Source organism: Pseudomonas sp. G5001 (assembly GCF_013385475.1).
In the GTDB taxonomy this organism is placed as follows: Bacteria; Pseudomonadota; Gammaproteobacteria; order Pseudomonadales; family Pseudomonadaceae; genus Aquipseudomonas.
Genome location: NZ_JACAPZ010000048.1, coordinates 10,790 through 31,677, shown reverse-complemented (window position 1 = coordinate 31,677; position 20,888 = coordinate 10,790). Strand labels below are relative to the sequence as shown.

Annotated in this window: 21 protein-coding genes; 12 read left to right on the top strand and 9 right to left on the bottom strand. The window is 61.4% G+C overall.

The window, feature by feature from the left end; genetic code table 11:
* Positions 1-225: 225 nt before the first annotated feature.
* Positions 226-1,638: an amino acid permease gene (locus HX805_RS29465; RefSeq protein WP_177039664.1), complete on the bottom strand. Its 1,413-nt coding sequence runs from the start codon at positions 1,636-1,638 to the stop codon at positions 226-228.
* A 525-nt stretch (positions 1,639-2,163) separates the two neighbouring features.
* Here HX805_RS29465 and HX805_RS29460 point away from each other — a divergent pair.
* Together HX805_RS29460 and HX805_RS29455 are read left to right on the top strand one after the other, a co-directional pair.
* Entirely contained in the window at positions 2,164-2,301 is a 138-nt protein-coding gene (locus HX805_RS29460; protein WP_003175756.1) for a hypothetical protein, read from the top strand.
* A 77-nt stretch (positions 2,302-2,378) separates the two neighbouring features.
* Positions 2,379-3,338 carry a leucyl aminopeptidase gene (locus HX805_RS29455; protein WP_102605965.1) on the top strand — a complete coding sequence of 320 codons (960 nt, stop codon included), beginning with the start codon at positions 2,379-2,381 and terminating at the stop codon, positions 3,336-3,338.
* A gap of 210 nt (positions 3,339-3,548) precedes the next feature.
* Here the strand turns inward: HX805_RS29455 and rluB are convergent, their stop codons facing one another.
* The 6 genes from rluB to HX805_RS29425 all read right to left on the bottom strand — a co-directional run bounded on the left by rluB (position 3,549) and on the right by HX805_RS29425 (position 8,560).
* Positions 3,549-4,796, bottom strand: coding sequence for a 23S rRNA pseudouridine(2605) synthase RluB (gene rluB, locus HX805_RS29450; RefSeq protein ID WP_177020975.1), 1,248 nt, complete (start codon positions 4,794-4,796; stop codon positions 3,549-3,551).
* 143 nt (positions 4,797-4,939) lie between these two features.
* The gene (locus HX805_RS29445; RefSeq protein ID WP_003220079.1) at positions 4,940-5,131 is read right to left on the bottom strand and encodes a DUF1289 domain-containing protein; all 192 of its coding nucleotides are present in this window, start codon (positions 5,129-5,131) and stop codon (positions 4,940-4,942) included.
* 131 nt (positions 5,132-5,262) lie between these two features.
* Positions 5,263-6,222: an SMC-Scp complex subunit ScpB gene (gene scpB, locus HX805_RS29440; RefSeq protein WP_102369771.1), complete on the bottom strand. Its 960-nt coding sequence runs from the start codon at positions 6,220-6,222 to the stop codon at positions 5,263-5,265.
* Positions 6,223-6,234: 12 nt separating this feature from the next.
* Positions 6,235-6,933, bottom strand: a complete 699-nt coding sequence (locus HX805_RS29435) for a ScpA family protein (protein ID WP_173406103.1) — start codon at positions 6,931-6,933, stop codon at positions 6,235-6,237.
* A 120-nt stretch (positions 6,934-7,053) separates the two neighbouring features.
* A complete protein-coding gene (locus HX805_RS29430; RefSeq protein WP_003220075.1) occupies positions 7,054-7,683 on the bottom strand; it encodes an L-threonylcarbamoyladenylate synthase in 630 nt (209 codons plus the stop codon).
* Positions 7,684-7,696: 13 nt separating this feature from the next.
* On the bottom strand, positions 7,697-8,560 hold the full coding sequence (locus HX805_RS29425) for a PHP domain-containing protein (RefSeq protein ID WP_177081684.1): 864 nt from the start codon (positions 8,558-8,560) through the stop codon (positions 7,697-7,699).
* 87 nt (positions 8,561-8,647) lie between these two features.
* On the opposite strand from HX805_RS29425, the gene HX805_RS29420 reads away from it, so the two are divergent.
* The 7 genes from HX805_RS29420 (at position 8,648) to HX805_RS29390 (ending at position 14,252) form a co-directional block, all read left to right on the top strand.
* Positions 8,648-9,244, top strand: coding sequence for a septation protein A (locus HX805_RS29420; protein ID WP_003220071.1), 597 nt, complete (start codon positions 8,648-8,650; stop codon positions 9,242-9,244).
* A gap of 1 nt (position 9,245) precedes the next feature.
* Positions 9,246-9,545, top strand: a complete 300-nt coding sequence (locus tag HX805_RS29415) for a YciI family protein (protein WP_087692655.1) — start codon at positions 9,246-9,248, stop codon at positions 9,543-9,545.
* 106 nt (positions 9,546-9,651) lie between these two features.
* On the top strand, positions 9,652-10,059 hold the full coding sequence (locus tag HX805_RS29410) for a hypothetical protein (RefSeq protein ID WP_003220067.1): 408 nt from the start codon (positions 9,652-9,654) through the stop codon (positions 10,057-10,059).
* Positions 10,060-10,066: 7 nt separating this feature from the next.
* A complete protein-coding gene (locus HX805_RS29405) occupies positions 10,067-10,744 on the top strand; it encodes a response regulator transcription factor (RefSeq protein WP_003220065.1) in 678 nt (225 codons plus the stop codon).
* 244 nt (positions 10,745-10,988) lie between these two features.
* Positions 10,989-11,453, top strand: coding sequence for a Spy/CpxP family protein refolding chaperone (locus HX805_RS29400; protein ID WP_087692654.1), 465 nt, complete (start codon positions 10,989-10,991; stop codon positions 11,451-11,453).
* Positions 11,454-11,518: 65 nt separating this feature from the next.
* Positions 11,519-12,862, top strand: a complete 1,344-nt coding sequence (locus tag HX805_RS29395; RefSeq protein ID WP_003220063.1) for a cell wall metabolism sensor histidine kinase WalK — start codon at positions 11,519-11,521, stop codon at positions 12,860-12,862.
* Between the two features lie 40 nt (positions 12,863-12,902).
* Positions 12,903-14,252 (top strand): CoA transferase, encoded by a 1,350-nt coding sequence (locus HX805_RS29390; RefSeq protein WP_177081685.1) that lies wholly within the window; start codon positions 12,903-12,905, stop codon positions 14,250-14,252.
* A 123-nt stretch (positions 14,253-14,375) separates the two neighbouring features.
* On the opposite strand, the gene HX805_RS29385 is transcribed toward HX805_RS29390, so the two are convergent.
* Both HX805_RS29385 and arcD (HX805_RS29380) read right to left on the bottom strand, forming a co-directional pair.
* Positions 14,376-15,239, bottom strand: a complete 864-nt coding sequence (locus tag HX805_RS29385) for a DNA-3-methyladenine glycosylase (RefSeq protein WP_177081689.1) — start codon at positions 15,237-15,239, stop codon at positions 14,376-14,378.
* A 2-nt stretch (positions 15,240-15,241) separates the two neighbouring features.
* Positions 15,242-16,669, bottom strand: a complete 1,428-nt coding sequence (arcD, locus tag HX805_RS29380) for an arginine-ornithine antiporter (protein ID WP_003220058.1) — start codon at positions 16,667-16,669, stop codon at positions 15,242-15,244.
* A gap of 413 nt (positions 16,670-17,082) precedes the next feature.
* Here arcD (HX805_RS29380) and arcD (HX805_RS29375) point away from each other — a divergent pair, with 413 nt between their 5' ends.
* From arcD (HX805_RS29375) to HX805_RS29365, 3 genes are all read left to right on the top strand, one after another.
* On the top strand, positions 17,083-18,510 hold the full coding sequence (gene arcD, locus HX805_RS29375; protein WP_177117543.1) for an arginine-ornithine antiporter: 1,428 nt from the start codon (positions 17,083-17,085) through the stop codon (positions 18,508-18,510).
* Between the two features lie 24 nt (positions 18,511-18,534).
* A complete protein-coding gene (arcA, locus tag HX805_RS29370; RefSeq protein ID WP_003220054.1) occupies positions 18,535-19,791 on the top strand; it encodes an arginine deiminase in 1,257 nt (418 codons plus the stop codon).
* A gap of 69 nt (positions 19,792-19,860) precedes the next feature.
* The gene (locus HX805_RS29365) at positions 19,861-20,871 is read left to right on the top strand and encodes an ornithine carbamoyltransferase (protein ID WP_003220053.1); all 1,011 of its coding nucleotides are present in this window, start codon (positions 19,861-19,863) and stop codon (positions 20,869-20,871) included.
* Positions 20,872-20,888: the final 17 nt, after the last annotated feature.

The following is a 20,888-nucleotide window of genomic DNA, read 5'->3' as shown; positions in this document are numbered from 1 at the left end:
CGGGTAAATCGGCAAGGATGCCGATTTAGCCGCGCCGGGCCATGGATGGCCCGTCGCGGCGGCCCGCGGAGCCGGGCCGGAGTGCGGGCATGCCGAGCCTAAGCGAGGCACCGAGTGGTGGGGCAAAGACCTTTTGGTTACTTTTGGGGCGTTTGCCAAAAGTGACCCGCTGTAAGAGCGGAACCATAAGTCGCCGTTACCGCAGCAACGGATATGTACCCGAGATCAACCCCGACTCAACACCCCCCCTTCCCGAGCCTTGCGCCTGTTCTTGATCCCATAACAAACCCACATAAACACCACCCAAACCGGAATCGCATACACCGACACCTGAATCCCCGGAATCAGCAGCATCACCCCAAGAATAAACACCACAAACGCCAGGCAAACATAATTCCCATACGGATACCAAAGCGCCTTGAACAACGGCACCTGCCCCGTCCGATCCATATGCTGCCTAAACTTGAAATGCGAAAAACTGATCATCGCCCAGTTGATCACCAGGGTCGCCACCACCAGCGACATCAACAACTCCAGCGCATGCTGCGGAATCAGGTAGTTCATCAACACCGCCACCAGCGTAATCGCCGCCGACGCCAGGATCGACCGCACCGGCACCCCGCGCTTGTCGATCTTCGCCAATGCCCGCGGCGCGTCACCCTGCTCGGCCATCCCCAACAGCATCCGGCTATTGCAGTAAGTGCCGCTGTTGTAGACCGACAACGCCGCCGTCAGCACCACAAAGTTGAGAATATGCGCTGCCGTGTTACTGCCCAACATCGAAAACACCTGCACAAACGGACTGCCGCTATAGGCGTCCCCGGAGGCATTCAGGGTCTCCAGCAAGCTGTCCCAAGGCGTCAACGACAACAGCACCACCAACGCGCCGATGTAGAAAATCAGGATCCGGTAGATCACCTGGTTGATCGCCTTCGGAATCACCGTGCGTGGCTTGTCCGCCTCAGCCGCAGTAAACCCGAGCATCTCCAGGCCGCCAAACGAGAACATGATGATCGCCATGGCCATCACCAAACCACCCACGCCATGGGGAAAGAACCCGCCGTGCTCCCACAGGTTGGTCACCGAGGCTTGTGGCCCGCCGGTGCCACTCACCAACAGGTAACTGCCCAGGGCGATCATCCCGACAATGGCGACCACCTTGATGATCGCAAACCAGAACTCGGCCTCGCCGAAGACCTTGACGTTGGAAAGATTGATCACATTGATCAGCACAAAAAACGCCGCCGCCGACACCCAGGTCGGGATCTCGGGCCACCAGTAGTGCACATACTTGCCGACCGCCGTCAGCTCCGACATGCCCACCAGGATGTACAAAATCCAGCAGTTCCAGCCCGACAGGAAGCCGGCGAAACCGCCCCAATACTTGTGGGCAAAGTGGCTGAAGGAACCGGCCACCGGCTCTTCGACGATCATCTCGCCCAGCTGGCGCATGATCATGAAGGCGATAAAGCCGCAGATGGCATACCCGAGGATCATCGACGGCCCGGCGGATTTCAGCACGCCGGCCGACCCCAGGAACAACCCGGTGCCAATCGCGCCACCGAGGGCGATCAGTTGGATATGGCGATTTTTCAGGCCGCGCTTCAGTTCGCCTGAATGCGAGTTGGCTTCACTCATGGAAAGGGTCTCACGCAAGGTTTGAGGGTGCTCATGGAGGGGTGCTGCTTTGGTAACGGGCTACAGCAGCGCCGATCAAACCCCGGTCCAGCGTTTTTTCTTACGGTCATACGTCACCTGTTGTTTTTATCTGTGACGAAATCGAACCCGACGGGCTTGTGGCCAGGCGGAATGAACAAGGCGGATAGCCCTGAGAGAGTGGGATCACAGTAAAACGCGGCGCATTGTACACCGCCAAACCTGTCTGGGCTGACAGGATGCGGTGCGGCAGATAGGAGGGACATTAGGAAAATTCTTTCAGATAACGAGAAGTTGACGAAAGGACGATTCCTACAAAACGATGCAACCAACTCTCTGTTTCATCGACATAAACCAAATCGCCATCAAAACGGAATAAAAAATCCAAATGGAACCGTGTCAATAAAAATTTTGCAATCCCAAACACTCTCTTCTAGGTTCATCCACTTGCCCAGCGCAGCAAGCTGGCAAGCTCGTTCTCAAACAACGTCATCTAGGAGATTCACCATGCAAGCACTGGAAAATGACCTGGAAACCGAACTGCAACTCGACGATTGGTTTGAAGCGCCGACCCATGAGGCCGCCGTTGAAATGATGCAAGCCGATGCCGTCGTGCCGTTCGGCACCGCGATGTGGCCTTTCTAATCTGATCAGGCACCCCGGCAGGTGCGGGACGCCGCACCTGCCACTGCTCCTACCGAAGGCTTTGAAGGAAGGACGTCATGGACAAGGCCCGCGCCGTCGAACATTTTCTGTATTACCTCGCCCATCACCCGGCCCTCGCCGGCCTGCACCGCCCCACCATTTTGCTTGGCCATACCGAACGCTACGACGCCATCGCCCAGTCGATCATCCAGGGCTGCGCTGCCCGCTTCGACTTCCAGGTACAACGCCTGGACCAGGCCCCCAGCGAAACGCTGGCCAAGGCCATCGAAGGCTGTGACCTGTACATGTTTCTCTACGATTCCTCGACCTTGCCCAACCCACGCGCCGAAGGCCCGGACTTTATCCGCGCACTGCAGGGCGTGATGGCCGAGCACTGGAAAAAGTCCCTGCTGCTCAAGGACTATGGCGATTACTTCTACGACACCTTCAGCGTCGCCCCACAGCGGATTGCCGACCTCAACGCCACGTTGATCCGGCGCATGTCCCAGGCCAGCGTGCTGAGCTTCACCGACCAGCATGGCTCGCGCCTTGAAGCGCCCATGAGCAGCATCAAGAAGTGGACCAATATCAACGGCGTCGGCAACCACGACCTGGCGCCCGGCGAGATCGCGACCCACAGCGAGGCCATCAACGGCCAGGTGCGGTTTGTCGGCACCTTCCTCAGCACCATTCCCTTTGCGCGTAAATACGGCGTGCTGCAATCACCGCTGGAACTGTGGATCGAGAACTCGACCATCTGCACCGTGGCCAGCGAAGTGCCGGGGCTGGCGGATGACTTCAACAAATACCTGAATGCCAACCCGTCCAATCGCCGGGTGGAAGAACTGGGCATTGGCACCAATGAAGGCGTGAAGGATTTGTATGCGCGCAACGCCGGCTTTGAAGAGCGTCATTGCGGGCTGCACCTGGGATTGGGTGGCGGGCAGAAAGGCAGCCACCACCTGGACCTGATCTTCGCCAGTGGCGTGTTGGCCCTCGACGATAAACCCGTGTTCGATGGGGCTTTCATGTTCTGACACGCCCGCCAAAACAATGGAGATCAACTGTGGGAGCGGGTTTGCTCGCGAATGCGGTGGGTCAGTCACTGGATGTATCAACTGATACACCGCATTCGCGAGCAAGCCCGCTCCCACAGTGGACCTGCTTTGCTCATAGAGCAGGTTCCAAATCCAGGCCAAAAAAAACGCCAACCCGAGGGTTGGCGTTTTCATGCAGCGCTTAACGAATCACTGCGGCTTCTTGCGACCAAAACCTGGACGCTGGCCGGAACCGGCCGGTGCACCACGACGCTTGCCCGATGGCGCGTCATCGACCAGCTTCAGGCCCGGGCGTTTTTTCGGCGATGGCTTGGCTGGGCGTTTGGTGCTGGCGCTGTCGTCGGCACGGCCCGCAGCCGGAGCACCACGACCAGACTCGCCACGGTTACCGCGACCGCCAGCAGGTGCATCACCACGACCGGCTGGACGCGGTGCGCGCGGCGCACGTTCGCCATCCTGACGGGCCGGTGCCGAAGGACGACGCTCGCCTTCGATGTGCGGCTCGCGGGAGATGCGGCCGCCCGTGGCCGGTGCATCCAGCGCAGGGCGCAGGGTGCGGGCAACACGGTCGGTACGCGCCACCGGACGCGACGATTTACGCTGCATACGCTCAAGCTTGTCTTTGCTCTTGGCGTTCATCTGCGGCATGGCCACCGGCGTCAGGCCGACTTCGGCACTGAGGATGTCGACTTCGTACTGGCTCATTTCGCGCCAGCGGCCCATCGGCAGGTCGGAGTTGAGGAACACCGGGCCGAAACGCACGCGCTTCAGGCGGCTGACCACCAGGCCCTGGGATTCCCACAGGCGACGTACTTCACGGTTACGGCCTTCCATCACCACGCAGTGGTACCAATGGTTGAAGCCTTCGCCGCCCGGCGCCTGCTTGATGTCGGTGAACCTGGCCGGGCCGTCTTCCAGCACGACGCCGGCTTTCAAGCGCTCGATCATTTCGTCATCGACTTCACCACGCACACGTACCGCGTATTCACGGTCCATCTCGTAGGAAGGGTGCATCAGGCGGTTGGCCAGCTCACCGTCGGTGGTGAACATCAGCAAGCCGGTGGTGTTGATGTCGAGACGACCGATGTTGATCCAGCGGCCTTCTTTGGGGCGCGGCATCTTGTCGAATACGGTTGGACGGCCTTCCGGGTCGTCACGGGTGCAGATTTCGCCATCAGGCTTGTTGTACATGATGACGCGGCGCACCGATTCGGCGGCCTCTTCACGCTTGATGACCTTGCCATCAATGGTGATGGCATCGTGCAGGTCGACGCGCTGGCCAAGGGTGGCTTCAACGCCGTTGACCTTGATGCGCTTCTGGGTGATCCAGGCTTCTACGTCGCGGCGCGAGCCTACGCCGATACGGGCGAGGACTTTCTGCAGTTTTTCGCCTGCGGGGCCGATTTCCTGGGTGTCGTTCTGGTCTTGGTCACTCATCTTAAGCACCTCCCGGTGTGTCGATTCAGGCTTGGCCTGAAGATAGTAAAAGCTGGGCTTTTGGCGAACGCATCGCCAAAGGGTCGCGAATCATACGCTCATGGCGCGCGTTGCGCATCAGAGACTAGTCGATAAGTGCGGGCTCATTTGCCTTTCCGCCGACCGGTGGCACCCAGCGCCAGCAGGCGCAGCTCGGCTTCGGCGAGTACCGTGCGCTTGTCGACCTTGTCGAGTTTCTTCCAGGCACGGATCTCGCGCTTGCTGCGCCCGCAGCCCACGCAGATATCGTCGGTGAATTTGCAGATGCTGATGCAGGGGTCTTTGGTGGAGCTCATTCGAATTCTCCTCGCTGGCGACAATCCAAATGTGGGAGCGGGCTTGCTCGCGAATGCAGTGTGTCAGTCGCCGGATGCTTGGCTGACCCACCGCATTCGCGAGCAAGCCCGCTCCCACATTTTTTTCTGCGTCAGTCTTCGAATTGGCGGCGTTCGTTTTCGATGGCTTCGGCCAGGGCGCGGGCTTCGTCTTCTTCGTCGCTCAGCGGCGGTTGTTCGAGCGCTGCGACGGCGGCCAGCAGTTTGGCACGGGCTTCGGCGACGCCGAGGATGTCCTCCTCGGGTTCAGGCTCGGGCTCATCTTCAACTTCGACTGGCAGCTCAACCTCAACGTTCAGTTGCAGCGCAGGCTCCTGCTCACCGTCACTGGCCGCACCATCACGCAGCAAGTCATCGAAGTCAGTCTTGATGCCCTGCTCCATGTCATCCAGTTCCAGCAACAATGTGTGGAAACTGGTTTCGTCCTTCGGCTCTTCCGGCTCGGCGCTGGCGTCGGCCAGCTCCTGCAACCCGGCGGGCACCGGTGCGTCGTCGAAATCCAGGACCGGGTCCGGCTCCATCTCCCGCAGCTCGGCCAGCGGCGGCAAGTCGTCGAGGTTTTTCAGGTTGAAGTGGTCGAGGAACACCTTGGTAGTGGCAAACATCGCCGGCTTGCCGGGCACGTCGCGGTAGCCAACGATCCTGATCCACTCCCGCTCCAGCAACGTCTTGACGATATGGCTGTTGACCGCGACGCCGCGCACGTCTTCGATCTCGCCCCGGGTGATCGGCTGGCGATAGGCGATCAGCGCCATGGTTTCCAGCATCGCGCGGGAATAGCGCTGCGGGCGTTCTTCCCACAGGCGGCCGACCCACGGCGAAAACTTCTCGCGAATTTGCAGGCGATACCCGGAAGCCACTTCCCGCAGCTCGAAGGCACGGCCGTCGCAGGACTTGCGCAGAATTTCCAGGGCCTTCTTGAACACCGGCGGCTCAGGGCGCTCGGCTTCTTCAAACAGTTCGAACAGGCGTTCCAGGGATTGCGGCTTGCCCGAGGCCAGGAGAAAGGCTTCCAGCAGCGGGGCCAGTTCGCGGGGTTCAGTCAGATTCATCGATTCAGCTCTTTATTCGGCTCGCGCCCGCACGTGGATAGCCGCAAAAGGCTCATTCTGGACCAGCTCGACCAAGGATTCCTTGACCAATTCGAGGATTGCCATGAAGGTCACGACTACCCCCAGGCGCCCTTCTTCCTTGGTAAACAGCTCGACAAACGGCACAAACCCGCCGCCCTTGAGGCGATCCAGCACATCACTCATGCGCTCGCGGGTGGACAGTGCCTCGCGGCTGACCTGGTGGCTTTCAAACATATCGCCACGGCGCAGTACTTCGGCCATGGACATCAGCAACTCTTCCAGGCTCACGTCCGGCAGCAGCTTGCGCGCCCGGGCTTCCGGGGCGTCGAGCTTGGGCACCACCACATCGCGGCCGACCCGGCTCAAACCGTCGATGCCTTCGGCCGCGGCCTTGAAGCGCTCGTACTCCTGCAGGCGGCGGATCAGTTCGGCGCGGGGGTCATCCTCTTCCGCCTCGATAGTCTCCGAGCGCGGCAGCAGCATGCGTGACTTGATTTCCGCGAGCATCGCGGCCATCACCAGGTATTCGGCGGCCAGTTCCAGGCGCACGGTCTGCATCAGTTCGACGTAGCCCATGTACTGGCGGGTGATTTCCGCCACCGGGATGTCGAGGATATTGATGTTCTGCTTGCGGATCAGGTACAGCAGCAAGTCCAGCGGACCTTCGAAGGCTTCGAGGAAGACTTCCAGCGCATCCGGCGGGATGTACAGGTCCAGCGGCATTTCCATCACGGCCTGGCCGTAGACCATGGCAAATGGCAGTTCCTGCTGGGCGCCCGCCTGGCTGTCGACGGCTTCCACGGCCGACATTCAGGCCTCGACCATGAACGGTGCCGGGTCGCCACACCCTACGCGCACCACTTCCGGCTCGCCGTCGGCCAGGTTGATCACGGTAGAGGCCTTGTTGCCGCCGTAGCCGCCGTCGATGATCAGGTCGACGTGTTTTTCCAGCAGCCGGCGCATTTCATAAGGGTCGTACAACGGCTCTTCTTCCCCCGGCAGGATCAGCGACACACTCATCAGCGGCTCACCGAGTTCGGCCAGCAGCGCCAGGGCGATCGGGTGTTCCGGCACCCGCAGGCCGATGGTGCGCTTCTTCGGGTGCAGCAGCAGGCGCGGCACTTCGCGGGTGGCGTTGAGGATGAAGGTGTAGGGCCCCGGCGTGTGCGCCTTGAGCAGGCGGAAGGTGCCAGTGTCGACCTTGGCGAACAGCCCCAGCTGGGACAGGTCGCTGCAAATCAGTGCGAAGTTGTGGTTCTTGTCCAGGTCACGCAGGCGTCTTACGCGCTCGACCGCATTCTTGTCGCCGATCTGGCAACCGATGGCGTAGGACGAATCCGTGGGGTAGATCACCACGCCACCGGCACGGATGATCTCCACGGCCTGTTTGATCAGGCGCGCCTGCGGGTTTTCCGGATGAATCTGGAAGAATTGACTCACGTGTTCTACCTGTTCAGACGGTGGCAATAATGGGGTCATGTTTGAAGCGACACCAAAGGGGCGGCAAATCTTCCGGAACGGCGCGGTACTCGCCAATCTCGGACCAGCCGCCGGGGCCATGAAAATCACTGCCGGCGCTGACCAGCAGACCAAATTCACGGGCAAGAATCGCCAGGCTGCCTACCTGCTCGGCGGGTTGATGCCCGTTGACCACTTCGATTGCGTGGCCGCCCGCTCCAATATAGTCGCCAATCAGCTTGCGACGCTTGCTGCGGGTGAAATCGTAATGCCACGGATGCGCCAGGCTGACCCAGGCACCTGCTGCCCGCAGTGTGCCAACGGTGTCTTCCAGGGTTGGCCAGTGTTGCTTGACGTCCCCCAGCTTGCCGGCACCCAGCCATTTGCGGAACGCTTCGGCGCGATCCTTTACAAAACCTTCACGCACCATCCAGTCGGCAAAGTGCGGGCGGGCAGGGGCGTTGCCGCTGTCGCCCAGTTCCCGCTGGATGGCGCGGGCGCCTTCCAGGCCGTTGGACATGCCCTTGAGGGCCAGCTTGCGGCTTATTTCTTCGGACCGCAGCCAGCGGCCATCGTGCAATTTGGCGATGGCCTCCACCAGCGGCGGCGCGTTGACGTCGAAACCGTAGCCCAATACGTGGATGGTTGCGCCGCCCCAGGTGCAGGACAATTCAACCCCGTTGACCAGTTGCATGCCCAACGCATGCGCCGCCTCGCGGGCCTCTGCCAGGCCTTCGAGGGTGTCGTGGTCGGTCAACGACAGGACTCGCACGCCTTTTTCAAACGCACGCGCAACCAGGACCGCGGGCGCCAGGGCGCCGTCGGAGGCTGTGCTATGGCAGTGCAAATCAACATTCACGGGAGTGTGTAACCTCAAGTCAGCTGGCGCTTTCGCTACCAAGGATGTTTGTTATTATGCCGCCACATCCAGCTTCTGGCTCTTACTGTGAAACAATTCATCGACTTCATCCCGCTGTTGCTGTTTTTCATCGTTTACAAAACCGACCCTCGCGTTATCGATCTTGCCGGCCACGAACTGACCCTCGGCGGCATCTACAGCGCCACGGCGGTGCTGATCATCAGCTCCGTGGTGGTCTACGGCGCGCTCTTCATCTCCCAGCGCAAGCTGGAAAAAAGCCAGTGGCTGACCCTGGTCGCCTGCCTTGTGTTCGGCAGCCTGACCCTGGCCTTCCACAGCGAAACCTTCCTTAAATGGAAAGCCCCGGTGGTCAACTGGCTGTTCGCCCTGGCCTTTATCGGCAGCCACTTCATCGGTGATCGCCTGCTGATCAAGCGGATCATGGGCCACGCGCTGACCTTGCCAGACCCGGTGTGGACCCGCCTGAACATCGCCTGGATCGTGTTTTTCCTGTTCTGCGGCGCCGCCAACCTGTTCGTCGCCTTTACCTTCCAGAGCTACTGGGTGGACTTTAAGGTGTTCGGCAGCCTGGGCATGACCGTGCTGTTCCTGGTCGGCCAGGGTATCTACCTGTCGCGCCACCTGCATGACACCGACCCTACCACGCCGAAAACCGAGGACTGACATGCTCTACGCCATCATTTCCACCGACGTCGCCAACTCCCTGGAAAAACGCCTGTCCGTACGCCCGGCCCACGTCGAGCGCCTGAAACAGCTGCAAGCCGAAGGCCGCCTGGTACTGGCCGGCCCGCATCCTGCGGTAGACAGCAACGACCCGGGAGACGCCGGTTTCATCGGTAGCCTGATCGTCGCCGAGTTCGCCTCCCTGGCGGCGGCACAAGCCTGGGCCGATGCTGATCCGTATGTAGCGGCCGGCGTGTACGCCCAGGTGCTGGTCAAACCGTTCAAGCAAGTCCTGCCTTGATTCGTTGCGCGCTGAACCAAATGGCTTCAGCGCACTCCTAAACGCTCATTATTCCCGGTAACCTGCCGACAACGTTCTGAATATTCGTGTGGAATCAGGAGTTCCGATGCGCTTACGTCAGTTGTGTCTGTTGGCAGTGTTAATGATCGGGGCTACGGCCCACGCTGAAGAAACCTCGAACACCGGCAGTTCCACGCCCCTGTCCTTGAGTGCCGGCAGCCAGATCACCGATTTGCAGCAACGTTTGAAAGAAAGCGAACGCCAGCGCGATGAGCTGAGCAAGCAATTGCAAAGTGCTGACGCCACGCGGGAAAGTACCCAACTGAGTAAACTGCGCCAGGAGAACCAACGCCTGGTCCAGCAACTCAAAGAAGCACAGGGCAGTGCCTTGCCACGCTGGCTTACCGAGCAACAACAATGGTTCGTGACCGGCGGGGCAGTCGCGCTGATCGCCCTGTTATGCGGGATCTTCGCCAGTGGCGGGCACCGGCGCCGTCGACAATGGCTAAATTGAGTGAGTCATGAGCGAGCTGTTACTGATAGATGATGACCAGGAGCTCTGTGAGCTGCTGACCAGTTGGTTGAGCCAGGAAGGTTTCCAGGTGCGCGCCTGCCATGACGGCTTGAGCGCCCGCAAGGCATTGGCCGAAGCCGCCCCGGCGGCCGTGGTGCTCGACGTGATGCTGCCCGACGGCAGCGGCCTGGAGCTGCTCAAGCAATTGCGCAGCGACCACCCGGAACTGCCGGTGCTGATGCTCTCGGCCAGGGGCGAACCCCTGGACCGGATCCTCGGCCTGGAACTGGGCGCCGACGACTACCTGGCCAAACCCTGCGATCCTCGTGAACTGACCGCGCGCCTGCGCGCCGTGCTGCGCCGCAGCCACCCGGCCGCCGTGTCCACTCAGCTGGAGCTGGGCGACCTGTGCTTCAGCCCGGTGCGTGGCGTGGTCACTATCGATGAACAGGAATTTGCCCTGACCGTGTCCGAAAGCCGCCTGCTGGAAGCCTTGCTGCGCCAGCCCGGCGAGCCGCTGGACAAGCAGGAACTGGCGCAAATCGCCCTGGGCCGCAAGCTGACCCTGTATGACCGCAGCCTGGACATGCACGTCAGCAACCTGCGCAAGAAAATCGGCCCGCACCCGGATGGCCGGCCACGGATCGTGGCGCTGCGTAGCCGCGGCTATTACTACAGCCTCTAGCCCGCGTAGCAGCTGTCGAGCCTCGGCGAGGCTGCGACAGCATCGCCTCGGTACAGGTGTCAGACCGCAGCGCCTGCCTCGCAGCCTCGCCAAGGCTCGACAGTTGCTACGGTCGCCAATAGTTTTGTCAGCCCCGCCCAAAATCCTCTTTACCCAAGCTTTACCGTCCCCTGACTGCCGCTGACCTTGATCTCCGTAATCTACTCACATCCGGACTCACCGGAATAGAGACAGGAGAATCACCATGCGCAAGACCCTTATCGCTTTGATGTTCGCTGCTGCCCTGCCAACCGTTGCCATGGCCGCTGCGCCAGAAGGCCCAGGCCCGATGGGCGGTCCTGAAGGCCACATGATGGGTGGCCCAGGTCACGGCGGTGAACACGGCATGCGGGGCAAAGGTGGCCCTTTCAGCCAGCTGGACCTGAGCCCTGAACAGCGCCAGCAGATCGGCAAGTTGATGGGCCAGCAATGGCACGCTCGCAAAGAGTTGGTGCGCAAGTACCTGGACAAACTGCCAGCCGCTGATCAGAAAGCCATGAAAGACGAAATGGCGGCCGCCAAGCAGAAAACCCAGACCGACATCCGTGCCGTGCTGAAACCCGATCAACAGAAGAAATTCGACGAGATCGTGAAGAAACAAGCCGAGCGCCGCGCCGAGTGGAAGGAATTCCAGGCCTGGAAAGCCCAGCAGCCGCAAAAAGCGCAATAATGATCTAGCTTCACTCCCAGCCCAGTGGCCACCGCCGCTGGGCTTTTCCTGTTTGAGGATTTCTTGTGCGTTCATTGTTCTGGCGCGTCCTTGCCAGCTTCTGGCTGGCCATCGCCCTGGTTGCCGGGTTGTCGATCCTGCTTGGGCATATGCTCAACCAGGACGCCTGGATTCTCAGCCGCCACCCCGGGCTCAATAACCTCGCGCAGGAATGGACGCAGCTTTACGAGGCCCAGGGCGAGGACGCCGCCCAGGAGCTGCTGCAGCAGCGCAAGCGTCAGTACCACATTGACGTGCAAGTGCTTAACGAAAGCGGCGAGCCTGTGGTGCGCGGCACTTTCCCGCGCCGCGCCGCCGCCCTCGAAGCCCGGCAAAACGACAGCCAGGACCGCCACCTGCCCTGGCGCCGGCTGACCGCCGAGTACACCAGCGAAAAAACCGGCGACACCTACCTGCTGATCTACCGCATTCCCCACCCGGAACTGGACGCCTGGCACCGCAGCAGCCTGCTCTGGCCGTTAAGTGCCCTGGCGATTGCGCTGGTGGTGCTGACCCTGTTCAGCCTGTTGGTGACGTTGTCCATCACCCGCCCCCTCAGCCGCCTGCGCGGCGCAGTGCACGACCTGGGCCAGACCACCTATCAGCAGAACAGCCTGGCGCGGCTGGCCAACCGTCGCGATGAATTCGGCGTACTGGCCACCGACTTCAACCGCATGGGCGCCCGCCTGCAAAGCCTGATCGGCAGCCAGCGCCAGTTGCTGCGGGATGTGTCCCACGAACTGCGCTCGCCCCTGGCCCGCCTGCGGATCGCCCTGGCCCTGGCAGAACGGGCCACGCCCGAAGCGCGGGAAAAACTCTGGCCGCGCCTGACCCGCGAATGCGACCGCCTGGAAGCGCTGATCAGCGAAATCCTGGTACTCGCCCGGGTGGACGCTGATAACGCCAGTGCCGAAGACATCGACCTCAACCCGTTGCTCCGGACCCTGCAAAAAGACGCCTTGCTCGGCGCGCCGGACCAACCCGTGCAGCTGGATGCCGAGGCCGGGCTGCACCTCAAGGGCTGGCCGACCATGATCGAACGCGCGGTGGATAACCTGCTGCGCAACGCCCAACGCTTCAACCCGCCCGGGCAACCGATTGAAATGGAAGCCAGACGCCAGGGCGAACGCATTGTGATCAGTGTGCGCGACCACGGCCCCGGCGTGGATGCCGAACACCTGAGCCAACTCGGCGAGCCGTTTTACCGCGCCCCGGGGCAAACCGCCCAGGGCCATGGCCTGGGCCTGGCCATCGCGCGGCGCGCCGCAGAGCGCCATGGCGGCAGCCTGATCCTGGCCAATCATCAAGGCGGCGGCTTTATCGCCAGCGTGGATCTACCGCTGGAGCCTGGGGTTGTCATTCAACCCTGATGATCTTCTATGATGGTCCTTCTCATTAGGAGGGCCTTTGATGACTGATCTGCTCACCCCCATCCAGGAAGCACTCGATTTACCCGTCACCCCACTGGCCGTAACCGAAGTCGGCGCCCTGCCCTCGACCTTTGCCGTCACCGAACTGGCCAGCGCCAGCATCGGTGCCGCGGGCCAGGCGGTCGCCCAGTTGCTGTTGCAGCAAACCGGGCGCCTGCCCTCGGTGACCGTGGACCGGCGCCTCGCCTCGTTCTGGTTCTCCTCCTCGCTGCGCCCCGACGGCTGGACCACCCCGCCGCTGTGGGACCCGATTGCCGGCGACTACGCCTGCACCGATGGCTGGATTCGCCTGCACACCAATGCACCGCATCACCGTGCCGCCGCCGAGCGCGTACTCGGGCAGGTCGCTGATCGTGACGCGATGGCCGCGAAGGTTGCGCCATGGACCGCTGCCGAGCTGGAACAGGCGATCGTCGAAGCCAACGGCTGTGCGGCGCAGATGCGTTCGTGGCAAGACTGGCAAGCTCATCCACAAGGCTTGGCGGTCAATCAGGAACCGCTGGTCCATCGCCAGACCTTTGCAGCCCTCAGCGACAAACCCTGGCTGGGCTCGGTGGCAAGGCCGCTGGCGGGCATCAAGGTGCTGGACCTGACGCGCGTATTGGCCGGCCCCACCGCCAGTCGTTTTCTGGCTGGCCTCGGCGCCGATGTACTGCGCATCGACTCCCCTGACTGGAACGAACCCGGCGTGGTGCCGGAAATGACCCTGGGCAAACGTTGCGCCCGCCTGGACCTGAAAAACCCCGACGACCGCCTGATCTTCGAAAACCTGCTCAAGGACACCGACATTCTGCTGCACGGCTACCGCGCCGATGCACTGGAACAGTTGGGCTACGGTGGGGCTGCGCTGCAAGCCCTCGCGCCTGGCCTGATCGACGCCAGCCTCAACGCCTACGGCTGGAGCGGCCCGTGGCGCAATCGCCGGGGGTTCGACAGCCTGGTGCAGATGAGCACCGGGATTGCCGAGGCTGGCAGGCAGTGGAAAAAGTCGGAAAAACCGGTGCCGCTGCCGTTGCAGGCGCTGGACCACGCCACCGGGTATTTGATGGCGGCCAGTGCGATTCAGGCGTTGAGTGAACGATTGAAATCCGGCCGCGGCGGTTCGGCACGGTTGTCCCTCGCGCGCACGGCAAAGCTGTTGGTGGACGCAGGACAAGTCCCGGAACAACTACCGCTGCGGGCCGAAGAACCGGGTGATCAAGGCTTGGTGGTGGAGCAAACCGCCTGGGGCCCGGCCCACCGCTTGCTGCCCCCGGTGACCATCAGCGGGACACCGTTGCAGTGGGACTTGCCCGCAGGGGAATTGGGCTCACACCGCCCTCAGTGGTGACCGAAGATCCTGTGGCGAGGGAGCTTGCTCCCGCTGGACTGCGCAGCAGGCCCCAGCTTTTGGGTCGATGGGGCCGCTTCGCGCCCCAGCGGGAGCAAGCTCCCTCGCCACAGGTATGCAGAATCAATCCGCGCGGCTCAGTGATGTCCACAAATGCTGCGCCGCATAGGCTCTAAGCGGTCGCCAGGCCTCAGCCCGCGCCAGCAACTGGCGCGGGCTCACCGGCCCGCCTTCCAGCGCCACCAGCGCATTGATCAAACCGATATCCCCCGAGGCAAACGCATCCTGCTCGCGCATCTGGCGCATGGCGATGTACTGCGCCGTCCAGTCACCAATCCCGGGTAATGCGACCAACCGCGCCACACCTTCCTTCAGGTTCGCCTTCGCCTGGAAGATCTGCGGGTCATCCAGCAACGCCTGGGCCACGCCCGACAAGGTACGCCCGCGACTTTTCGGCATGCCGAGGGTTGCCAAATCTGCGGCTGCCAGCACCTCGGCCGAAGGAAACACATGGGTCACACCGGCATGGGGCGTCACCAGCGGCGTGCCGTACTGCGCCACCAGCTTGCCCGCCAGCTTGATCGCCGCCACCACGCTAATCTGCTGGCCCAACACCGCGCGGATCGCCAGCTCCAGCCCATCCCAGGTTCCCGGCACCCGCAAGCCAGGACGCGCCGCCACCAAGCTCGCCATCAAGGGATCATTCGCCAATTGCCGGTTGATCCGCTTCGGGTCAGCCGACAGGTCAAACATGTCCCGTAACCGCCGCTCAATTTCCGGCAACGCAGCCGGGTCAGGAAAATCCACCGTCACCTCAAGCCAATCCCCCGCCCCGGGCGACACACTGAGCCAACCCTGCTGACCGTCGACACTGATACTGCGCGAGTAAACGCCAGCGTCCACCGTCTCCATCCCGCTGATCGCCCGCGCCGACAAAAAGCCCGACATCGCCGCCCAGTCATATGGCGCCTGATACGCCAGCTGCATTCTCACAACGACAATACCCCGCTGTACAACCCATACGCCGCCAGGCTCGCCCCGGCGATCACGCAGGCGAAAATGCCTTTTTCCAGATGGGTAAACAAGGGTTGGCCCTGCTCGCGCTTGGCCAGGGCAAACAGGATCACGCCCGGTGCATACAGCAGCGCCGACAGCAGCAAGTACTTCAGGCCACCGGCGTAGAGCAGCCACACCGCATAGGCCAGGGCGATCAGGCTCACCAGCAGGTCCTTGGTGCGTTCGCCATGGGCGCCTTCGTAGGTTTCACCGCGGCCGCTCAACAGCACCGCATACGCCGCCGACCACAGATAGGGCACCAAAATCATCGACGACGCCAGGTAGATCAGGGTGGTGTAGGTGCTTTCCGAAAACAGCGTGATCACCAGGAACAGCTGGATCATTACATTGGTAAGCCACAGCGCATTGACCGGCACCTGATTGACGTTTTCCTTTTTCAGGAACGCCGGCATGGTCTTGTCATGGGCGGTGGCGTAGAGGATTTCGGCGCAGAGCAACGCCCACGACAGCAGCGCACCCAGCAACGAAACCGCCAGGCCGATGCTGATCAACAGCGCGCCCCACGGGCCGACGATATGTTCCAGCACCCCGGCCAGGGACGGGTTTTGCAGGTTGGCCAGTTCCGGCTGGCTCATGATCCCGAGCGACAGCAGGTTGACCAATACCAGCAGCGCCAACACCCCCAGGAAACCGATGACCGTGGCCCGGCCCACGTCCGAGCGTTTCTCGGCCCGCGCCGAGTAGACACTGGCGCCCTCGATGCCGATAAACACAAACACCGTGACCAGCATCATGTTGCGCACCTGATCCACCACGCCGCCGAAATTCGGATTACTCAGGCCCCAGATATCCCGGGTAAAGATGTCGGCCTTGAATGCCACGGCGGCGATCACGATAAACATCACCAGCGGTACGATCTTGGCCACGGTGGTGATCTGGTTGATAAACGCCGCCTCCTTGATCCCGCGCATCACCAGGAAATGCACCGCCCACAACAACACCGATGCGCAGCCAATCGCTACCGGGGTATTGCCCTGACCGAACACCGGAAAAAAGTAGCCGAGGGTACTGAATAGCAACACGAAGTAACCGACGTTGCCCATCCAGGCACTGATCCAGTAGCCCCAGGCCGACGAGAAACCCATGTAGTCGCCAAACCCGGCCTTGGCGTACGCGTATACGCCGGAATCCAGTTCCGGCTTGCGGTTGGCCAGGGTCTGGAACACAAAGGCCAGGGTCAGCATGCCCACGGCGGTAATGCCCCAGCCAATCAACACCGCGCCTACCTCGGCCCGCGCCGCCATGTTCTGCGGCAACGAGAAAATCCCGCCGCCGATCATCGAGCCCACCACCAGGGCGATCAAGGCATTGAGGCGCAGCTTTTCCGAGGATTGGGACATGAACACTCCTGAACAAAACAACCATTGAGCCAACAACTGTGCACTCAACTAACTTATTAAGCCGGCGCAGCGTTTATTAGATATAGCCAATAAAGGCGCCGGCTTCATAACTTAAAGGCATGACAATAAACAGCGTTAAGGCAAATTTATAATTTAAATAACGCTGCGCTGTAAAAGTTTGCATATCTGCAAATACGGGCTAGCTTCAAAGGTCCATGCTAATGAGAAAACCTGTTGTTTGAAACGCAGAACCGCTCTACGACGAGCCTCTGCGAGGCACTTGAGCGCCCGTACCTTTCATCATAAGTCATTAATTCACAATGGAATGTGCCAATGAAGTGATCTGAGTCAGCTGTTTGATTAGCGCACGGATTTATTCTGTGGTCTCTCTTCTCCTGCATTGGAGTCATGCGATGTCTGAATCTCCCGGAAAACTTCGACTCGGCGCACTGGTTGCACTTGTCGTGGGTTCAATGATTGGTGGCGGGATCTTCTCACTGCCGCAAAACATGGCGGCCAGCGCCGATGTCGGCGCGGTACTGATTGGTTGGGTGATCACCGCCGTGGGCATGTTGACCCTGGCGTTCGTGTTCCAGACCCTGGCCAATCGCAAGCCCGACCTCGACGGCGGGGTCTATGCCTACGCCAAGGCCGGGTTTGGCGACTACATGGGTTTCTCATCCGCCTGGGGTTACTGGATCAGTGCCTGGTTGGGCAACGTCGGCTATTTCGTGCTGCTGTTCAGCACCCTCGGTTACTTCTTCCCCATCTTCGGCGAAGGCAACACCCCGGCGGCGGTGATCGGCGCGTCGGTGCTGCTGTGGGCCGTGCACTTCCTGGTACTGCGCGGGATCAAGGAAGCCGCGTTCATCAACCTGGTGACCACCATCGCCAAGGTGGTGCCGCTGGTGCTGTTTGTGTTGATCGCGCTCTTCGCGTTCAAGCTGGACATCTTCACCGCCGACATCTGGGGCGTGAAAAACCCGGACCTGGGCAGCGTGATGAACCAGGTGCGCAACATGATGCTGGTCACCGTCTGGGTGTTCATCGGCATTGAGGGTGCGAGCATCTTCTCGTCCCGCGCCGAAAAACGCTCCGACGTCGGCAAGGCCACGGTGATTGGTTTTATCACCGTGCTGCTGTTCCTGATGCTGGTGAACGTGCTGTCCCTGGGGATCATGACCCAACCGGAATTGGCCAAGCTGCAAAACCCGTCGATGGCCGCCGTGCTGGAGCACGTGGTGGGTCACTGGGGCGCGGCATTGATCAGCGTCGGCTTGATCATTTCCTTGCTGGGGGCGCTGCTGTCGTGGGTGCTGCTGTGTGCGGAGATCATGTTCGCCGCCGCCAAGGACCACACCATGCCGGAGTTCCTGCGTAAGGAAAACGCCAACCACGTGCCGGCCAACGCCCTGTGGCTGACCAACGCCATGGTGCAGATTTTCCTGGTGATCACGCTGTTCTCGGCCAGCACTTACCTGTCGCTGATCTACCTCGCCACCTCGATGATCCTGGTGCCTTACCTGTGGTCGGCGGCCTATGCACTGCTGCTGGCGGTGCGCGGTGAAACCTATGAAAGCGCCCCGGGCGAACGCAGGAAAGACCTGCTGATCGGCGCCATCGCGTTGATCTACGCGGTCTGGCTGCTGTACGCCGGTGGCACCAAGTACCTGTTGCTGTCCGCCCTGCTCTATGCCCCCGGCGTGATCCTGTTCGCCATGGCCAAGCATGAACTGGGCAAACCGATTTTCACCAACGTCGAGAAGCTGATTTTCGCCGCAGTCGTCATAGGTGCCCTCGTGGCGGGCTATGGCCTCTACTCCGGCTTCCTGACCCTGTAATCATTGTTCACTGGAGGATCTGTAATGACCACGGAAAAAGTGAAGTACGGCGTACATTCCGAAGCCGGCAAACTGCGCAAAGTCATGGTGTGCTCCCCAGGTTTGGCCCACCAGCGGCTGACCCCAAACAACTGCGATGAACTGCTGTTCGATGACGTGCTGTGGGTAGCCCAGGCCAAGCGCGACCACTTCGACTTCGTGACCAAGATGCGCGAGCGCGACATCGATGTGCTGGAAATGCACAACCTGCTGACCGACATCGTCGCCATCCCCGAAGCGCTGGACTGGATCCTGGAGCGCAAGATCACCGCCAACCAGGTGGGCCTGGGGCTGGTCAATGAGGTCAGCTCGTGGCTGCGCAGCCTGGAGCCGCGCAAGGTCGCCGAGTACCTGATCGGTGGCGTGTCGGCCGATGACCTGCCGAGCAGTTTCGGTGGCAAGACCATCGAGATGTTCCGCGATTTCCTCGGCCACTCAAGTTTCATCCTGCCGCCGCTGCCCAACACCCAGTTCACCCGCGACACCACCTGCTGGATCTATGGCGGCGTGACGCTGAACCCGATGTACTGGCCGGCGCGACGCCAGGAAACCCTGCTGGCCAGCGCCATCTACAAATTCCACCCCGAGTTCACCAACGCCGACTTCCAGGTGTGGTACGGCGACCCGGATCAGGAACACGGCAACGCCACCCTGGAAGGCGGCGACGTGATGCCGATTGGTAACGGCGTGGTGTTGATCGGCATGGGCGAGCGTTCCTCGCGCCAGGCCATCGGCCAACTCGCCCTGAACCTGTTCAAGCACAAGGCCGTGGAGCGTGTGATCGTCGCCGGCCTGCCAAAATCCCGCGCGGCGATGCACCTCGACACCGTGTTCAGCTTCTGCGACCGCGACCTGGTCACGATCTTCCCGGAAGTGGTCAACCAGATCGTCGCTTTCACCCTGCGCCCGGACGAGACCAAGCCCGGCGGCATCGACATCCAGCGCGAAAAAACCAACTTCCTCGACACCGTCGCCGCCGCCCTGAACCTCAAGGCCCTGCGTGTGGTGGAAACCGGCGGCAACAGCTTCGCCGCCGAGCGCGAGCAGTGGGATGACGGCAACAACGTAGTGGCCGTGGAGCCTGGCGTGGTGATCGGCTACGACCGCAACACCTACACCAACACCTTGCTGCGCAAGGCTGGTGTGGAAGTCATCACCATCAGCGCAGGTGAACTCGGCCGTGGCCGTGGCGGCGGCCACTGCATGACCTGCCCGATCATTCGCGACCCAATCGACTACTGATATTCAAACCCTGGCCGCCGCTCATAAGGCGCCGGCCAGGGGGATAACCTAAACAGAAGGAGATCCACCATGGCTTTTAATATGCGCAACCGCAGCCTGCTGTCGCTGATGCACCACACCACTCGCGAGCTGCACTACCTGCTGGACCTGTCCCGCGACCTCAAGCGCGCCAAATACACCGGCACCGAGCGTCCGCACCTGAAGGGCAAAAACATCGCGCTGATCTTCGAAAAAACCTCGACCCGCACCCGTTGCGCGTTCGAAGTGGCGGCCCATGACCAGGGTGCCCACGTCACCTACATCGACCCGGTGTCGTCGCAGATCGGCCACAAAGAAAGCATGAAAGACACCGCCCGCGTCCTCGGCCGGATGTTCGATGCCATCGAGTACCGTGGCTTTGAACAGGAAATCGTCGAAGAACTGGCCAAGTTCGCCGGTGTGCCGGTGTTCAACGGCCTGACCGCTGAATTCCACCCCACCCAGATGATCGCCGACACCCTGACCATGCGCGAGCACAGCGACAAGCCGCTGCATGACATCAGCTATGCCTACCTGGGCGACGCCCGCTACAACATGGGCAACTCGCTGCTGATGATTGGCGCCAAGCTGGGCATGGACGTGCGCATCGGCGCACCGAAAGCCCTGTGGCCCCATGCTGATTTCATCAAGCAGTGCCAGGCATTTGCCGAGGAAAGCGGCGCGCGCATCACCATCACCGAAGACCCGAAGGAAGCGGTGAAAGGCGTGGACTTCATCCACACCGATATCTGGGTGTCCATGGGCGAGCCGGTGGAAGCGTGGGACGAGCGCATCGAGCAACTGCTGCCGTACCAGGTCAACGCCAAGATGATGAAAGCCTCGGGCAACCCACGGGTGAAATTCATGCACTGCCTGCCGGCGTTCCACAACAGCGAAACCAAGGTCGGCAAGGACATCGCCGCGCGTTATCCAAACCTGGCCAATGGCGTGGAAGTGACCGAAGAAGTGTTTGAGTCCCCGGCCAACATTGCCTTTGAACAGGCGGAAAACCGCATGCACACCATCAAGGCGATCCTGGTGTCGGCGCTGGCGGATATCTAAACCAATACCGCTCCCAC

Excerpts from the sequence above, each read along its gene's own strand:
- HX805_RS29465 (WP_177039664.1), bottom strand. The coding sequence starts at position 1,638 with ATGAGTGAAGCCAACTCGCATTCAGGCGAACTGAAGCGCGGCCTGAAA.
- HX805_RS29460 (WP_003175756.1), top strand. The coding sequence starts at position 2,164 with ATGCAAGCACTGGAAAATGACCTGGAAACCGAACTGCAACTCGACGAT.
- HX805_RS29455 (WP_102605965.1), top strand. The coding sequence starts at position 2,379 with ATGGACAAGGCCCGCGCCGTCGAACATTTTCTGTATTACCTCGCCCAT.
- rluB (WP_177020975.1), bottom strand. The coding sequence starts at position 4,796 with ATGAGTGACCAAGACCAGAACGACACCCAGGAAATCGGCCCCGCAGGC.
- HX805_RS29445 (WP_003220079.1), bottom strand. The coding sequence starts at position 5,131 with ATGAGCTCCACCAAAGACCCCTGCATCAGCATCTGCAAATTCACCGAC.
- scpB (WP_102369771.1), bottom strand. The coding sequence starts at position 6,222 with ATGAATCTGACTGAACCCCGCGAACTGGCCCCGCTGCTGGAAGCCTTT.
- HX805_RS29415 (WP_087692655.1), top strand. The coding sequence starts at position 9,246 with ATGCTCTACGCCATCATTTCCACCGACGTCGCCAACTCCCTGGAAAAA.
- HX805_RS29410 (WP_003220067.1), top strand. The coding sequence starts at position 9,652 with ATGCGCTTACGTCAGTTGTGTCTGTTGGCAGTGTTAATGATCGGGGCT.
- HX805_RS29405 (WP_003220065.1), top strand. The coding sequence starts at position 10,067 with ATGAGCGAGCTGTTACTGATAGATGATGACCAGGAGCTCTGTGAGCTG.
- HX805_RS29400 (WP_087692654.1), top strand. The coding sequence starts at position 10,989 with ATGCGCAAGACCCTTATCGCTTTGATGTTCGCTGCTGCCCTGCCAACC.
- HX805_RS29390 (WP_177081685.1), top strand. The coding sequence starts at position 12,903 with ATGACTGATCTGCTCACCCCCATCCAGGAAGCACTCGATTTACCCGTC.
- HX805_RS29385 (WP_177081689.1), bottom strand. The coding sequence starts at position 15,239 with ATGCAGCTGGCGTATCAGGCGCCATATGACTGGGCGGCGATGTCGGGC.
- arcD (WP_003220058.1), bottom strand. The coding sequence starts at position 16,669 with ATGTCCCAATCCTCGGAAAAGCTGCGCCTCAATGCCTTGATCGCCCTG.
- arcD (WP_177117543.1), top strand. The coding sequence starts at position 17,083 with ATGTCTGAATCTCCCGGAAAACTTCGACTCGGCGCACTGGTTGCACTT.
- arcA (WP_003220054.1), top strand. The coding sequence starts at position 18,535 with ATGACCACGGAAAAAGTGAAGTACGGCGTACATTCCGAAGCCGGCAAA.
- HX805_RS29365 (WP_003220053.1), top strand. The coding sequence starts at position 19,861 with ATGGCTTTTAATATGCGCAACCGCAGCCTGCTGTCGCTGATGCACCAC.